Annotated in this window: 12 protein-coding genes, 1 pseudogene and 1 CRISPR repeat array; of the genes and pseudogenes, 7 read left to right on the forward strand and 6 right to left on the reverse strand. The window is 34.7% G+C overall.

What is annotated here, in order from left to right; genetic code table 11:
* The first annotated feature begins 167 nt into the window (after window positions 1–167).
* Window positions 168–818, forward strand: a complete 651-nt coding sequence (locus PR699_RS00905; RefSeq protein ID WP_014658149.1) for a DUF4431 domain-containing protein — start codon at window positions 168–170, stop codon at window positions 816–818.
* 552 nt (window positions 819–1,370) lie between these two features.
* Here PR699_RS00905 and PR699_RS00910 read toward each other — a convergent pair.
* Window positions 1,371–1,865 carry a hypothetical protein gene (locus PR699_RS00910; protein WP_014658150.1) on the reverse strand — a complete coding sequence of 165 codons (495 nt, stop codon included), beginning with the start codon at window positions 1,863–1,865 and terminating at the stop codon, window positions 1,371–1,373.
* A 394-nt stretch (window positions 1,866–2,259) separates the two neighbouring features.
* Here PR699_RS00910 and PR699_RS00915 point away from each other — a divergent pair, with 394 nt between their 5' ends.
* Window positions 2,260–3,039, forward strand: a complete 780-nt coding sequence (locus tag PR699_RS00915; RefSeq protein WP_014658151.1) for an elongation factor Tu-B — start codon at window positions 2,260–2,262, stop codon at window positions 3,037–3,039.
* A 573-nt stretch (window positions 3,040–3,612) separates the two neighbouring features.
* Here the strand turns inward: PR699_RS00915 and PR699_RS00920 are convergent.
* The 4 genes and pseudogenes from PR699_RS00920 to PR699_RS00935 all read right to left on the reverse strand — a co-directional run.
* Window positions 3,613–3,840 carry a HEAT repeat domain-containing protein gene (locus PR699_RS00920; RefSeq protein ID WP_004918896.1) on the reverse strand — a complete coding sequence of 76 codons (228 nt, stop codon included), beginning with the start codon at window positions 3,838–3,840 and terminating at the stop codon, window positions 3,613–3,615.
* Window positions 3,841–4,228: 388 nt separating this feature from the next.
* Window positions 4,229–4,876 carry a lytic polysaccharide monooxygenase gene (locus PR699_RS00925; RefSeq protein WP_004918900.1) on the reverse strand — a complete coding sequence of 216 codons (648 nt, stop codon included), beginning with the start codon at window positions 4,874–4,876 and terminating at the stop codon, window positions 4,229–4,231.
* Between the two features lie 288 nt (window positions 4,877–5,164).
* Window positions 5,165–5,329, reverse strand: coding sequence for a hypothetical protein (locus tag PR699_RS00930; RefSeq protein ID WP_004918906.1), 165 nt, complete (start codon window positions 5,327–5,329; stop codon window positions 5,165–5,167).
* Window positions 5,330–5,665: 336 nt separating this feature from the next.
* Window positions 5,666–6,244: pseudogene (locus PR699_RS00935) on the reverse strand (sulfatase-like hydrolase/transferase); the annotation flags it as partial.
* A 151-nt stretch (window positions 6,245–6,395) separates the two neighbouring features.
* On the opposite strand from PR699_RS00935, the gene PR699_RS00940 reads away from it, so the two are divergent.
* Both PR699_RS00940 and PR699_RS00945 read left to right on the forward strand, forming a co-directional pair.
* Window positions 6,396–6,692 carry a putative quinol monooxygenase gene (locus PR699_RS00940; RefSeq protein ID WP_004918910.1) on the forward strand — a complete coding sequence of 99 codons (297 nt, stop codon included), beginning with the start codon at window positions 6,396–6,398 and terminating at the stop codon, window positions 6,690–6,692.
* Between the two features lie 463 nt (window positions 6,693–7,155).
* Window positions 7,156–7,483: a CRISPR direct-repeat array (repeat unit 28 nt; unit sequence GTTCACTGCCGTATAGGCAGCTTAGAAA).
* Window positions 7,484–7,711: 228 nt separating this feature from the next.
* Complete coding sequence (locus PR699_RS00945; protein WP_014658153.1) at window positions 7,712–8,191, forward strand: anti-virulence regulator CigR family protein; 480 nt, start codon at window positions 7,712–7,714, stop codon at window positions 8,189–8,191.
* A 125-nt stretch (window positions 8,192–8,316) separates the two neighbouring features.
* Here PR699_RS00945 and PR699_RS00950 read toward each other — a convergent pair whose 3' ends face one another.
* A complete protein-coding gene (locus PR699_RS00950; RefSeq protein ID WP_004918913.1) occupies window positions 8,317–8,682 on the reverse strand; it encodes a DUF305 domain-containing protein in 366 nt (121 codons plus the stop codon).
* A gap of 1,359 nt (window positions 8,683–10,041) precedes the next feature.
* Between PR699_RS00950 and PR699_RS00955 the strand changes: the two genes are divergently transcribed.
* The 3 genes from PR699_RS00955 to PR699_RS00965 all read left to right on the forward strand — a co-directional run bounded on the left by PR699_RS00955 (window position 10,042) and on the right by PR699_RS00965 (window position 15,336).
* A complete protein-coding gene (locus PR699_RS00955; protein WP_036943816.1) occupies window positions 10,042–10,791 on the forward strand; it encodes a Slam-dependent surface lipoprotein in 750 nt (249 codons plus the stop codon).
* A gap of 67 nt (window positions 10,792–10,858) precedes the next feature.
* A complete protein-coding gene (locus PR699_RS00960) occupies window positions 10,859–12,319 on the forward strand; it encodes a porin family protein (protein WP_014658156.1) in 1,461 nt (486 codons plus the stop codon).
* Window positions 12,320–12,336: 17 nt separating this feature from the next.
* Window positions 12,337–15,336 carry a TonB-dependent receptor gene (locus PR699_RS00965; RefSeq protein WP_014658157.1) on the forward strand — a complete coding sequence of 1,000 codons (3,000 nt, stop codon included), beginning with the start codon at window positions 12,337–12,339 and terminating at the stop codon, window positions 15,334–15,336.
* Window positions 15,337–15,381: the final 45 nt, after the last annotated feature.

Consider the following 15,381-nt stretch of genomic DNA (forward strand, 5'->3'; position numbering starts at 1 on the left):
TCTGCTTTGGTCTTTATTGTCTATTTTATGGGGGATGCCAAAGATATTACAACAAAATTCTAAAATTAGAAATTGGAGTGGTGAGTCGTGATAGAAAAATAGAGTATTTCGCTTTTAGTTAAAATGCTAGAATCATTCTACCTATGAAAATGCGATAGAGAATTAAAATGATTAGATTATTTCTATTTTTAATATTTGTGTTCCCTTCAATCACATACGCTGCAAGTTTTGATTGTGCTAAGGCTCAGAGTAATGTGGAAAAACTAATATGCAATACTCCTGAGCTATCTAAAGCAGATGATGAATTATATGTTGATTATCTGCAAGCAAAGTTAGTAACTGGAAACAGCGATGAATTTAAGAGGTTAGTTAAAAAGAATTGGGAATTGCGGGTTAAAAATTGCGATACAAAGTCGTGCTTGCTAGATTGGTATCATCGCTCAACGATTATTTATAGAAATATTGCTGCTAGCCAACCAGTAGATGAGCAAGATATATCTGAATTTAATTATTATTATAATTCGCCAGTAAAGTTAAGAGGCGTTATTAGATTAGAAAAACCAGATGGGTTCTTAACATTAAGAACAGATAATATAATTTCTGTCTCATCAAAAGAACCGGAAGATAGTGAGGGAGAGCCCACTGAATGGGGGATAGGTGCTTTGCATTTAGCACCAAGAAATTCAGATCAATTTAATCAGCTAAAAGAGATCCAAGGTAAAAAGGTAGATATCACTTGTGACCTATACCATGCAACCAATATTCATCACAAAACTCCGGTTCTTTGCAGTGTTGAACATTATGTTTTGGTTAAGTAATTGGCTGTATGGCATAAAACTGAAAACATAAAGTATCGTAGAAAAATGAAATAGGGCAACCTGCTATTCGTTTGTGATGAGTGACTGAAGGTACGATATTTTTATCTTTTTTTACCCTTTATTTTTTGCTCAAAAAATTTCCCTTTAAAAATAATAAGTTATATTCTGTCGTAGAAATGAAGGTATTTTGCATAAAATCGTTGTAATTTATTGTTGCGCTAAGATTTTTTCCTGATAATTTATAGTGTACTGCCGCATAGGCAGCTTAGAAAAATACGACCCCGAATAAAGCACACATGATCTGGTGTACTGCCGCATAGGCAGCTTAGAAAATTAATCTCCTTATCGATGCTATTGACGTACCGTGTACTGCCGTATAGGCAGCTTAGAAATTGGCGATATCGCACTCATGGATGATTTTCTGGTGTACTCCGGATGCAACTCCCGCTATCGCTGGCAACACCAGAGAAAATTGTAAAACCAAAACAAATAGTGAAAGTAAAACAAATTATGCGGGAACCATATATTTGACATAACCTAAAACAGCAAAGTTTATCGATTATATTCGTGAAGCATTACACCATCAACATGCAAAAAGGCATCTCTTAGTATTCCCAATGATTGAAACTCATTTAACTTATGATAATACGTCGACTCTACCTGTTCACGGGTAAGGCCTGTGAGGTAATCATTTTGTTGATTTGTTTCCCAATAAATCTCACCTTTTCCTTTTATGAAGTATCCTCTTAAAAATCCAGGCCATTTATCACGCATGTTAGATATCAACAGAGAGTGGCTATCAGGCTGTGTTGCTTGAAATTCATGAAAAAAATCACCTCTAAAGATAAAAATATTATTGCATTTAGTACATTGATAGATATCTCTTACATACTTGTATGCTACAGAAGCAAAATTATCTCTAGACTCCCCTTCTAGTTCATCAAGAAAATCATAGAAGTCTTGATCAGAGATGTAATAAGCCTTATAACTAAGATAATCTGTATTATCCCTAATTATATGACCGCAGCTACATTGAAACTTAGACATTTAATATTGACCTCATAATTCTGGATTTAGAATAAGATTATCGCCAATATTGATAATACATAATGTTAGATAAAAACATCATAAATATCTTAAAATTACCTAGAGTGATAAATATAACAGTATGTTAAATAAAAACACACTGAATTGACGTAAACACGGGCTTATAGGCTTACAAATCAAACTTGCTCATGGATATCTTATCAATTAATCTCTTTAGTAAATGGTCATTATTTTTTCCACACTGGGGATGGCTAATTTTTGAGGCGCTTAACCTATGATATTGGGTACGACTCATTGTATTTATTGCTTAGTCAAGTGAGATAATCTTTGATTAAAATACACTAGTATGAAAAGATTACCATTAATGTATTAGAGTAAGAGGAAATGCGTGTCAATGAAGGCAATATATTTATTACTGGGGTTGCTGTTTTCATCTTTTGCATTCTCAGCTGAAAACTCAGTGATGATCCTTGGCGATGATTATAGGCATACCTTAGTTAAGGAGCTAGAAGGGGCAACATTTGTAACTCATGGAAAGAATGACTCACTCATTCAGCAGGTTAAACAAGCATTTAATCAAGACAGTATTATTTTGGTTATTAACATGGCGGATGGACCAACTCAAAATCTTAGAGAATCCATCTTAATAGCAAGGCAATCAGGTCATAATTCTGTCCAAGTTTATTATCATGGTAAGCATTTACCAAAAGAGATGCTTAATGATGATGACTTTAAGAAGCTAATGACACTTGTTGTTAAGGAAGTTAACGAATTATTGGATCTGTATGAAATCCAAATAACAGGGGCTTATTATGATTGGGAAAGAGATTTTCCAGAAAAATTTCAGTTACAAAAAAATATTATGGCTAAATTTAGTCCAGAGCCTAACACGTTAATGACTGAAATACATAGTTATGCCTATGTGTTTACAAAGGAAGAAGCAAGTGATAATACTATCATCACTGATGGAACGGTATTGGCATTTGCTTGTCAGGATGTCATTGGTAATGCGACTGTTCGAAGCCAAGATCCCATAAAGAGAGGTGGGAATTATTCTCACATAGTATTGGAGTTAGAAAAGCCAACATTAATCCCTTTACACGCACGATGCTTAGGTACATTAAATAACACGTTAGCTATGGCTTTTATTACTTTATTAGAGAATGAGAAATAATTAAATATCATGATAGTTTTAAGGTATCCACTATCTCATTTTGTTTTAAATACCTGTTTATAGACAGATGTTTGAATGATGAATGGAGCTATTAACGAATACGTACTAAACTCCTGAATATATAATTGTATTCAATTTGTCAGGCTGCATGTTATGAAATATTTAGAGCGTTATCTGTATCACATCATCTATTGAATTTTATGATAAATATAACGGTATCATTATCAATTTAACTATTTAAATTTATCAATATATTAATGCGAAATAGAGTATATTGATTGAAATAAACACCACTTAAACAATTTAACGGAAAAATTCTTTTAGCGAAGAATCTTTAAACCCTATTTAAATCCTTTACAGAACAGTATGTTTATTCTGTTTTATATAGAGTGCATATCAATCTCAGGTGCCTCAGCTAGAAACTATCCGAAGGTATTAGCAATGGGGCATCATTTCATTTGGTTTGCGGCAATTGAAAAAGTTATTGATGCTTTAGATAAATGATCGCTGATAAAATTAGCAAACATGATATTTTCATAATTACATTAAAATCAGATAGTTAAAAAAATATAACTATTGAAAATGAATTGACAATTTTCCGAGTGATTTAAGCGCGGTAATTGCGACCTCTTTATTAGGATCAAAGCAAAGCTCTATTAATCGGTTTAAGGTTTCTTCATTTTGAATTGCGTATTTGTAATCACCAAGGATGGATATCGCAGTGAGTTTAACTTCATTATTAGTTCCTTGTGTGAGCTGGATTAGTGTATTTAATATGATTTTTTGTCGTGAATGATTCATTTATTCATACCTAGCTAGGATATGTTAAGAAAAATCTGATTATAATCAGCCAAAATAGACATCATATTGTTATTTCCCCTTATTGCATTGTTCCTAGATGACAACTTTAATAAAAAGTATATGAGAAATTTGCATTTTATAAACAATAGCAACTAAATTTACTACGGATAGGCATCGGTATAATCACCATCTAATGTTAAAATCAGGGCGAAGTAGGTTTTTTATACATCCTATTAGTAAGATACATGATAGGAAAACTTAATAGCTAGTTAAATTAACTGAGCTAAGAGGTATTTTCACTATTTGATTATAGAGTGCTAATAAGAGCCCAAAATATGGGCTCTTATCTATAAACGTCATTCATGTGTTATTCTCAACAAATTGAATGTTAATTACTTAAATTCACATCGATAACTTGATAAAAAGCATTTTGGGTATTATCAACATCCCATGTTGCAAGAATAACATGGTAACCTTCATGATCAGCGGGCACATCACATATAAAGTTGATATCCACTTCGATCAATGGCATTGCTCCATGATCATCTCTTTGACAAAATGGCGTTAACTCAAAAGCTGAACGAGTTAATGGTGCTGATTGGTCCCAGCCATTTTTTGTAATAAAAAACCGCCAATTATCGGTTGCATGAGCCATAGTTAGATACCAAGTGAAGGTATTGAGACCCGTTTTCATATCAATTTTATGCCAACGGGTAGGTGTTTGCACATCAAGAGGACTGAAACGTTCTATACCACCTCCGCTAGCTATTAATCCATCAGGAGGCCCAGATTCTGGAAAGCCTTTTTGAGTTTCAATGCTCTGAGGTTCATATTCAGGCCCTAATCCACAATCATTGTTTAATGGTGTTTTTGGCTCCTTAAGATAGTCGTTAAAGCTACATAGATAAGCGCGACTTTCTGGCATCCTTATATAGCCATGGGCGCTCGCGTAGAATGAAAATAACGTTAATACAGTGCCTAATATACTTGGATATATTAATGGTATGATTAGATTTTTCATAATCACCTCGGACATAAAGATAAAGAATATTTACTGATCGATTATTGAATGATGTGTCAGAGAACTCATTCATCGTTTCAGTAATAATATTTTTATCATACTGACTTGCAGCAAAATTGAATAATTTAGTTCTTTATTTATTAAATTTTGCGTCATCTTTGCTGATTAATCATCTAATTAGTTAAATCTAAGTATTATTTAATGAGATTTAAAGGTATGAGAAGTTGAAATAGGGTAGAGTGGTATTATCCTAATCCTCCAAAGGAAAAGAGGGTTAGAACCAATAGCATTATTCAATCAGCATTAGGGGCCTTCGCCGCCTGAATCAATCCCTCCCATTCCTGGTGTATAAGTTATGCAATCTGGTTTGCCTGTAACAGGATTTGGTTCAGGTGAGCACCAAGTAACAGTGTTAGTCGCGTAAGCCGATGAACAAAGAATTGAAATAATAAATAATAGTTTTTTCATGATTATTTCCTTCTATTTGATAATCATGACTACTTTATTTTAATTATGTAGGCGAAGTTCATATTCCATTACTTAATGTGATGGGTGTCTCTTAAATAATTTTTTATTTAAGTGATTGATTTAATGCTCTTAAAAATAAGAGATGATATTTTACTATATGGGTAATTTATAGGTTAAGGTTGTTATGGCGTAATCATTAAAATATTTTATTGATTATGGTGTAACTGATATTGTGTATAACGTGATGTGTTAGTATGGAGAGATAAAGGTATTTAAATGATTCAAATAATTAACAATAAATTAGGCGAACCTACTAAAAGGTTCGCCATTCAATCATTATTTAATACTGTCATTTAATAATTCATTGAAATAAATGATTTTTTGGTCAAAATCAATAGCTATATTTTGATCTTTACACTCATTATTAGATATTATTTTACAGGAAGATTGTATGTTTTTTTCATGGATGCCTAACCATTCAGCTAATAAATGAAATAAATTCAGTCCACTCCTTTGCGCTGATATTATCTCTCTCGTATTTGAATCTGAAGAAGTAATAAAAAGAGGCGTTTCAAAATTTTGACGATGTTTATCACCATGGATTAGATCTTGTTGATTATCAATAAAAGAAAGCCCATGATCTGAAAAATATAACATAGACCATGAGTTTTTAGACTTTGATAATATGTCATGTAATAGAGGTAACTGTAAATCAGTATTTTTTATACTTTGAACATAGCAAGATAAATCTTTGCTTTTATAAAATTTATCATACTTATTTGAGATCCTTTTACAAAATGGAGAGTGGCTACCAATTAAATGAACAACAATCAGTTTTTTCTTTGCAGGATTGTCGATGGACTCAATAAACTTGGGAATAATAGGGCCATCTTCTGTTAGTGGGTATACAAAGCTGTTTCTATATTTACTTTTAGTGTGAGCAGTCGCACATTTGCAAAATTAACCATGATGTTGCTAATAAGGGAAGTTGATACACCAGTATAGATTTATTATGTACTGAGTTATGATTATGGTGTCATTTTTGACGTAACTTAGGGGTAATAATATGTTAAAAGTAATTGCAGAAGATTTTATCCAGCTTGAGGCTATAAATATCGTACTCCCACTTTACCGTGAATTAGTTGAAGCGACTAAGCGTGAGCCTCTCTGTATTGCTTATGATTTATATGTTGACCAAAAAGATAGGGGGCATTTTATTTTTATCGAAGAGTGGCCTGATCAAGCAGCCTTAGATGCACATTGTAAGAGCGAACATTTTCAACGCCTTGTTCCCATGATTAATCAATATCAGCGAAAAGAGCCTTCTTTTATATTTATGGATGACGCTCTAGCTAAAATATAAACACTATAGAATTTCTTTTCGATAAAAATCATTTGGGTAACTCTATTTTAATGCCATTAGTGTATAGCTGATGGTTATTTTATTTTTAATGGTGATGCAGAAAGGGCTAGGGGATAATTGGTCAATAGGTATGTTTAACTTTACTTATTTGGTTAACCGGGATTTTATTTTTTCTAAAAGGTAAAAAGCGACTTTCAGCTTAACTAATGATTTTATAGGGCCATCAAACTATCTGTTAGGTGTGTGTGAAATATTTATTTTAATAGTATTTAATGTATAAAAGGTTGGGTTAATTTTTTCGTCTAATCAGCAAGTGATTTTCCTTGTTTTTTACCCTTTAAATTTTTAAAGTTTTTATATCCTTTTAAAACAATAGGTTATGTTACCTGATAAAAAAGAAGGTATTTAAGGGGAAATTGTTATAATTTACTGTTGCATAAAGTTTTTTTACTGATAATTTATAGTTCACTGCCGTATAGGCAGCTTAGAAAAGAATTGCTAATGACCTTCTTGAGGCTGCTATGTTCACTGCCGTATAGGCAGCTTAGAAAGATTGGCAGAATACGAAAGTAGGTAATACCGTGTTCACTGCCGTATAGGCAGCTTAGAAAAAGAACAACGCTCGTCCACTCTGACTGATTCCGTTCACTGCCGTATAGGCAGCTTAGAAACTAGCTGGAAAGAAGATATGATAGGGGATGGTGTTCACTGCCGTATAGGCAGCTTAGAAAATTGCTATAATTCGACCGAAATCATCTGGGTAGCTCACTGCCATATAGGCAGCTTAAAAATACGTTTTAATATAACTTAAAATTTCTACCTTATCCTTTCTAGCACACCCTCAATAAGATTTAGTGATTTTCACTTATCATGCAGAATAAAAGACTGCTATCCTTGATACGAAGTCAGAATAAGGCTTATGATATTTTGTACATGGAGGCTATTATAGGAATATTACCTATGGTGAGGAGGGGCGTTGATGTGTATTTTGAAAATACCAGCTCGGTGGAGGTATTTATATGAATAAGCTTTTTCGAATGTGCAACCTATTGCTATTAACTGCAAGCTTCTCAGTGGTTTCTTTATCTTCCTATGCAGATCCCAATCCCAATGGCGGTCATGGTCATAGGCAAGGAAAAGAGCATCAAAAAAATAAGCCTAACAAAGGTCATAATGGTAACGGAAAAGAAAAAGCAGATCATTTATCCTTAAATAAGAGTAATTCAATATCAGTATCATTAACTTACAATGAAGCAAGAGCACTCGCTTTAGACAGTGGTATTACAGGCTATCACGCGTTACCACCCGGTATTGCCAAAAACTTAGCTAGAGGGAAACCATTGCCGCCAGGGATAGCTAAAAAGGTTGTTCCGCCTTCTATGCTTGTACAATTACCTCATTATCCAGGCTATGAATGGAGTATTGTTGGTAATGACTTAGTACTTATTGCATTAAGTACAGCGGTAGTCACTTCGATTATTAATAATGTATTTGACTGATCTTAGTAATGTGTATTGAAGCCATTAAGTAATATATACCTGTTAAATTGAAAAAGACCGTTCATTTGATAAACGTTATCCCATTAGCCCTCAATTTTTTGAGGGCTATGCAATCAAAGGGATTATTATTTCGTTTTATTCTTTTCTAACCATTTTTGCATTTGCTCTATTTCTGGACCTTGGGCGTTAATAATCTCTTCTGCAAGCTTTCTCATTTCAGGGTCGGTGCCATATTTTAATTCAATTTTTGCCATATCAATTGCCCCTAGGTGATGAGCGATCATACCTTGCGCAAATGCAATATCTGCATTCTCTTCATTCATACCTTTGGCCATATCTGCATGCATTTTATCCATAGATTGGTTTAACTCTTTTTGCATTTCGTTGCTGGCAGGAGCTTGAGCATGCATAGAATGATTTGAATTAGCAAAAGAACTAAAGGAGGCGATGCTAATGGTTAAAATTGCAGCGATAGGAAGCATTTTTTTCATGATAAATACCTTATTAAAAGGGGATTAAGTTAGGTTGACGATAAAGCTTCCCCTAAGGTTAAGGTCAATGGGGTAATAACAGATTTAACTTATTTTACATATAAATTGATTTTTATACTTAACTCATTTAATTGAGAGAGACGCAGTGAGTCTAAAAATAGTGGTATGATAAAATGAAATAACGATTCTTTATAATAGTGATCTATATCAAAAATTTCGAATAAGCGCTTATCTGTTTTTTACCGGTTTATATAAATCGAATGGATAATTAGATGCGTGGTATTATTGGTTTTATGTATTGTTCGCCATGTAAATATACTCTTTAATTATTTTTAAATATGGGGTTTATGTGGTAATTGATTGATTTTAAGGTTGAAGTTTTTTTAGGCTTTATTGTTAAAGTATATCTTTTTATTTAAATTTCATAAAATAAATTATCAATGTTAATGATAATGATTTCTATTTGAGAGTCTATTCTAGGTTGTTATATACTCTGATTTAAACAGGTGTGGTGATGATTCAGGGGTTATTAATGGCTATGCAGAAATAGTCTCTTAATACGGGGGAGATTAAGAATAATTAGGTTGGGTTAATTCTATAAATATTAAAAATCCTTTTTATAGCTAATGGAGTGAAGCTGTTATATTTATTACGTTTTTAAAATTATTTATATTATTAAATAATGGTCTTCACAATAAATAGCAGGCAGGAAAATTTTTATAAAAATGAAAATTAACATAGATATTTTATTCTGTAAATTTGAATCCTTATTTGAGTGATAATCAACTCATTATTTTTACTGTTATTTACTGATGTTCAAAGTGTTGCTATGCCATCAAAAATAATATTGAAAGTTATTGCAAATAACAGTTACTGATAGGGGAGCGCATCTGCAATGTTGTATGTTTATTTGTTGAATTTTTATGCAGTCATTGTGCTTAAAAAAAGGAAATGGAGTGGGGGAAAGAATCAATGTATGAGGCTTTATGATGCAGATCACATAATAAATTCTTATGTTTTCATTGTGGTTATTATATGAAAGGTAATTGAAATTTATATAGGCAATATAATAGTCTTAATTTTTCTATTTTTCCATTCTATAGGCCTAAATTTATCCTAAGTTAGGATAATTGTTTAATCGTCTGTTTTTTAATGATATTTGTTATTTTTTTATTCGATTTTGCCATGATTATAGCGTAAAAAGAAGTAAAATACCTACAAATGGTAATGATAATAATAACTATTTGCAATTGGGTGGGGTTGATATATACTCCAAATCGATCATTTATTTTAATGAATCTGTTGTGAGTAGATAGTTATATTTAATATGCATTTATCATTTATATGGCAAGGAATATTATGAAAAACCTATCATTAACAGCATTAACAATTGTTTTATCGAGTGTCGCGTTTAGTACTAGTGGAGAGACGGTTTCAGGACAGAGCCAAGCGTATGATTCCAATGGAGTTGAGGTGAATGTTGGAAAAACACAGTTTGCACAAGGCACCCATAGTGGGGTTATTGGTGATCCTGGTGTTGGTTTGAAAACCATCGCTAACGGTACAAGAATTGGTTTTTCTGGTTTTAAATCATTAGCACCAGAGAATGAGCAAGGTGTCAATGTATTACCTGCATCAAGTGGTGGCCATGGAGGGGCGATGGGGGAGTTTCATTTTACACAAGTTGCTAATGCAGAAGTCTATTTTGGCGACTGGTCTAAAACGGGGAGTGTAGGTGACCAAACTCATACTGCTTTCTTCTCAGGTAAAGAAGCCACAGAGTCGGTACCAACCGCGGGGCAGGCGGAATATACCATTGCTGGTATCAATCAATTTGATGGTCCAGGTAAATTAAGCGGTGTATTTAATGCTGATTTTGGTTCGAAAAAATATACAGGCGCTCTAAATGGTCAATCTCTTAATATTACTATGAATGGTAACATTCAAGACAAAGGGCAATTTTCTGGTAGTGCAATAGCAAATGGTTCAATTCAGGGTAAAAGCTCAGGGCAGTTTTTTGGCAAAAATGCGGATGTTGTCGCGGGTATAACCACCTTTGATAGTGACCATACAAAAGACACTTCGTTTGGCGGTTCAAAAGTGCAATAACTTATATTGCGGGTGGAAAGGATTTCCACCTATTACGATTACTTTAATAGAACATTGGTTGAGATTTATGGGGTTATTTCGAGCGGGTATCCTATGGTTGTTACTTTATAGTAGTGTCGCCATCGGAGAGATAAGTGATATTGATAATTATCGCTTTTTATTAAAAGATAAAGCGGAATTTAGTCGAAAATCTCCCGTTATTGAAAATAATAAACCGTTTATTAAAGATGACATCAAAATTAATTTCGATGGTAAAGAATATCAGGTTAGTAATACGCTTAATGAGATGGGAATGGCTATTTATATTGCCTTAAATCGTGGGCAATACGATGACGTAGAACGTCTATTATCATATTACCAACAATTAAGTGGATATGACGTTTTACTTGTTGAGTTTGCTAAAGCACAAATGGCACGTGCAAATCATGATTATGCTCAGGCTATTTTTCACTACCAAACTATTTTAGCGCTAAAACCTGATTTTTTGCGTGTCGAGCTGGAATTAGCTCGAACTTATTTTGAAGATCAACAAAATAATGAGGCATCTTCACAGTTTAAACGGGTATTGGAAAAGTATCAGCAGCAGTTACCACAAAGTGTATTAGCTACAATTTCACAATTTACTACGGAATTAAGTAAACGAAATAGTTGGTCAGGAAGTTTTTCGGTAGGTTACGGTTACAACTCTAATATTAATCAAGTACCGGGGGATAAAAGACAGCGTTGCTACAGAAATGCAGTGCAGCAGTTTTGTTATGGTGCTGGATTGGCGGATAAAGGCACCAAATTCATCTATGATGGTGATATTAAACGTACCTTTTCACTTTACCAGCATCACAGTTTACTGTTTAAAGCATATACCTATGGCAATAAGTATGATGGTGCTGCCGAGTATAATGAAAATACCAGCCACATACGGGTTTATTATCAATATCAGGATGCAAAAAAATCATTCGCTATTGGTCCAATTAGTGAATTTAAATGGGTAGGAGAGCGGCAACACTATTATGGTGTTGGAGTGGGAATGGAAGCGGAGTATCGTTTTTTACCCCAATTTTCGCTGAGTACAGTGATTGATCACCAAAAAATAAACTATCGTTCACCTTATCAAAGCCAAGATGGTAATAAGAGTCAGGCTTATATCACAGGGATTTATGCTCTTAGCTCAGATGCGGTGATATTTGGTGGTGTAGATAGTGGGTATGTGAATAAGGTTTATGATAGTGACAGTTATAAACAATATGGCATAAGAGGAGGAATATTTAAGGACGTTAGTCAGTATTATCATCTATTGGGGATCGCCAGTTATAAGCAAACTCGATTTAATGCTCCGCAATATGCGTTGGGAAGTCAAAATCGAATGGATGATGAACAACTGTATTTGGCTAAGTTAAGTTTACCTAAATACAGTATTGCCACAATGACACCATCCATTTCTTATAGGTATAGAGTCAATAAAAGTAATATTGATGCACTGTATTCATATCAACAAAGTGAAATTGAAATTAGATTAGAAAAACGCTTTTAATATTTTAGGTGTTAACAATGAAAATAAAAAAAATCATCACAATGAATATTGTGACAGGGATTTCGCTTACCTTAATTTCCGGTTTAGTGTTAGCAAAAGAACAAGAAGACCTCGGTACTATTATTGTTAAAGATAACGCAGAAACAATTAAGGAACGCGATCAAAAAGGTTATGACGATCAGTATGATAAAAATGAATCCAATATTTACCTCGGAAAAGATCTTGTTGAACGTTATAAAGGAACTAACCCAGCAGATGTGCTCAATAGTGCGGTAGGGGTGTATAGTGGAGATGCACGTAATAGTGGTGCATTAGATCCCAATATTCGGGGGATACAAGGTCAAGGCCGAGTACCAGTCACTGTCGATGGCACAGAGCAAGCCCAAACAGTGTGGCGAGGATATAACGGAGCCAATAATCGTAATTATGTTGACCCAAATATGATCAGCAGTATAACGATTCAAAAAAGTGCATCCTTAAACCCTAATGTGAAAACATCGGTTGGTGGGGGCATTGCGATAAAGACACTTAATATTGATGATGTCGTTGCTCCAGATGAAACGTTTGGTTTTGATTTAAAATTGGAAACCAGCAGTAATTCAACAAAACCAAGAGTACCTAATTTAGATTATGGGCATGACTATCGAGATGACCCTGCGATTATGGATAATATAAAAAATGGCAACAAAGCAAGAATGCTGTTTAATGATCCAGGGCTGCTAGTTACGCCTAAATCTCGTGGAGACGCAAACTTTTTTAATTTTAAAGATAATGCAGTTAGGGTCGCGGTGGGAACTCGGCAATCACGTTTCGATATCATGGCGGCTTATAGTTATCGAGACCAAGGAAACTACTTTGCAGGTAAACGTGGAGCTAATCGCTATAAAGATGATGTGTTTAGTTATGACCCGAAGAACCCATCTAAACCGGTTGACCCCTATTTGCCTTTTGCTGCGAACGTGTTTGCACCAGGTAAAGAGGTAACTAATACCTCCAGTGAAATGGAGAGTTATTTAGTGAAAACGAATCTATTTTTATCTGACTCACAAAAGGTATCATTAGGATATACCCATACGACGAACCACTATGGGGAAATCATGCCATCAAGGATCAGTTTCATGGAGTTAGATGGAAAAGTGCCGCAATGGACACTCGCGAAATTTAATATTCAAGCTTTTCATGCCGACTATTATTTAAATCCTGAAGATAATCCATACGTAAATATGAAACTTGGTTACTGGATGACCAAAACAACGAGTGATACGAATACTTCAGGCGGTTTTCCTCGAGAGCCTAAAGAGCGTGATATGGGGTTTGAATATGGGTGGATGCCTCGCAACCCTAATATTGATGGTACGTTAGTACCGGGTGCATCCTTGAATTCAACGAACAAACGACAAGGCTTAAATTTATCTAACCAAATGGCATTAACAGATAGCCTTGATTTAACTTTAATGGGGAGTTTTAGCAAAGAAACGGTTGATACAGAGGATGATATTTTTGAATATTCAGGGAGTTCTACATCGACGATTTTCCGAGCTGTACCGAGAGAAGGGGAAAGGCAAGAGAATACATTCGCATTTAATTTTGAATGGCGGCCAACAGATTGGTTGAATGTGACGGCTGGTGCTCAACGAACGAGTTATTGGTCGAAAGATCATTTATTAGATAAACGACGCGATGCGAAAGATGTTAACTTTGCGAGACCTCATCAACTACTCTCCAAAAACTATGATATTTCACGCACAATTACACAAAATGAATATGACACATTGACTCGTTTTACCAATGCTGAAGGGCAAAAATTAGATGACGTCATGGATTCGCCTTATTATTTAGAAAGGTTTGTTGAGGAAGCGCTAAATTTACAAAAACATTCTCTCGATTATGCGGGATTCAGATCTGCAAATGGGCAAGGGGAGTTCCGCATAGATGAAAAAAATAAGGCTAAATGGCGACCCGATGGAAAAAATAAACTGACCCGAGAAACCAACCCTTTTTATAATGGTACGATTGATACAAAAGCACAGACTGTCGATCCATTTACAGGAAAAGTGGTTAATCAATATATTCCCAATCAATCTCGCTCTAGCGATGAACAGGAAGATATTCGCTATTTATCCGAAGAAGAACGATTCCGCCATCAGGGGAAAAAGAAAGCACATGCTTGGGCGCCTTCCTTTTCCGCTTCTGCCTATTTAACTGATAATGACCGAGTTTACGCGAGCTATACGGAAACGGTACGTATGCCTAGTATCTTTGAGGATACGGTAGGTTTTTCTGGCTCAAGGGGTTATGCGTCACTCACCGAGAAGTTTGAGCCTGAACGCGGTAAAACAGTGGAAGTGGGTTATGTGCGTAATTTACAAAGTCTACTGGGTGCGGAACGTTTTGCTGACGTGCGTATTAATTATTATCACACGGTCATTGAAAACGCGTTTGAACGGGATATCTATCTCAAGTTTACACAAGTAGATAAGCACAAAACATCAGGTATTGAGCTACAAGCTCGTTATGACAATGGTAATTATTTTGGGGATATTGGGCTTGATTACCGTTTGCAAAATGAGGTGTGTGATAGTGCCTCCATTGCTGCTTTAGATCCAACTAACAAGTTTAATATGTCTGAATGTGTTGATGCGGGCTTTCCTGGTGGGTTTTTACGCACACAATTACAACCTAAATACAGTATTAATGCCAATTTAGGGATGCGTTTTTTGGATGAGCGTTTAGAAATTGGTAGCCGCATGCGTTATCACAGCCGTGCTGAAAATAATGACGAAAAGAAAATGATGGATAAATATCCGGCCAACTACGCGCCTTTAAATAATAGCCCAATGCGCTGGGAGCCTGTATTTGTTGCCGATGCTTACGTCAGTTATGGCATTTCAGACAACGTCAAAATGGAATTGTTAGCGACAAATATTCTTGATGAATATTATGTGGATCCACTCACTCGAACCATGATGCCTGCTCCAGGTAGAACGTTACGATTGAATTTTACAAGCCATTTTTAAAGCAAAATGCCCTTCTTGTGGTACTAAGAAGGGCATCTTAAGATT

The organism is Providencia sp. PROV268 (genome assembly GCF_028477805.1).
Classification (GTDB): domain Bacteria; phylum Pseudomonadota; class Gammaproteobacteria; order Enterobacterales; family Enterobacteriaceae; genus Providencia; species Providencia stuartii.

What these genes read in the sequence shown, in the direction of transcription:
- PR699_RS00910 (WP_014658150.1), bottom strand. Translation starts at nt 1,865, where the DNA reads ATGTCTAAGTTTCAATGTAGCTGCGGTCATATAATTAGGGATAATACA.
- PR699_RS00945 (WP_014658153.1), top strand. Translation starts at nt 7,712, where the DNA reads ATGAATAAGCTTTTTCGAATGTGCAACCTATTGCTATTAACTGCAAGC.
- PR699_RS00930 (WP_004918906.1), bottom strand. Translation starts at nt 5,329, where the DNA reads ATGAAAAAACTATTATTTATTATTTCAATTCTTTGTTCATCGGCTTAC.
- PR699_RS00955 (WP_036943816.1), top strand. Translation starts at nt 10,042, where the DNA reads ATGAAAAACCTATCATTAACAGCATTAACAATTGTTTTATCGAGTGTC.
- PR699_RS00915 (WP_014658151.1), top strand. Translation starts at nt 2,260, where the DNA reads ATGAAGGCAATATATTTATTACTGGGGTTGCTGTTTTCATCTTTTGCA.
- PR699_RS00905 (WP_014658149.1), top strand. Translation starts at nt 168, where the DNA reads ATGATTAGATTATTTCTATTTTTAATATTTGTGTTCCCTTCAATCACA.
- PR699_RS00960 (WP_014658156.1), top strand. Translation starts at nt 10,859, where the DNA reads ATGGGGTTATTTCGAGCGGGTATCCTATGGTTGTTACTTTATAGTAGT.
- PR699_RS00920 (WP_004918896.1), bottom strand. Translation starts at nt 3,840, where the DNA reads ATGAATCATTCACGACAAAAAATCATATTAAATACACTAATCCAGCTC.
- PR699_RS00925 (WP_004918900.1), bottom strand. Translation starts at nt 4,876, where the DNA reads ATGTCCGAGGTGATTATGAAAAATCTAATCATACCATTAATATATCCA.
- PR699_RS00940 (WP_004918910.1), top strand. Translation starts at nt 6,396, where the DNA reads ATGTTAAAAGTAATTGCAGAAGATTTTATCCAGCTTGAGGCTATAAAT.
- PR699_RS00965 (WP_014658157.1), top strand. Translation starts at nt 12,337, where the DNA reads ATGAAAATAAAAAAAATCATCACAATGAATATTGTGACAGGGATTTCG.
- PR699_RS00950 (WP_004918913.1), bottom strand. Translation starts at nt 8,682, where the DNA reads ATGAAAAAAATGCTTCCTATCGCTGCAATTTTAACCATTAGCATCGCC.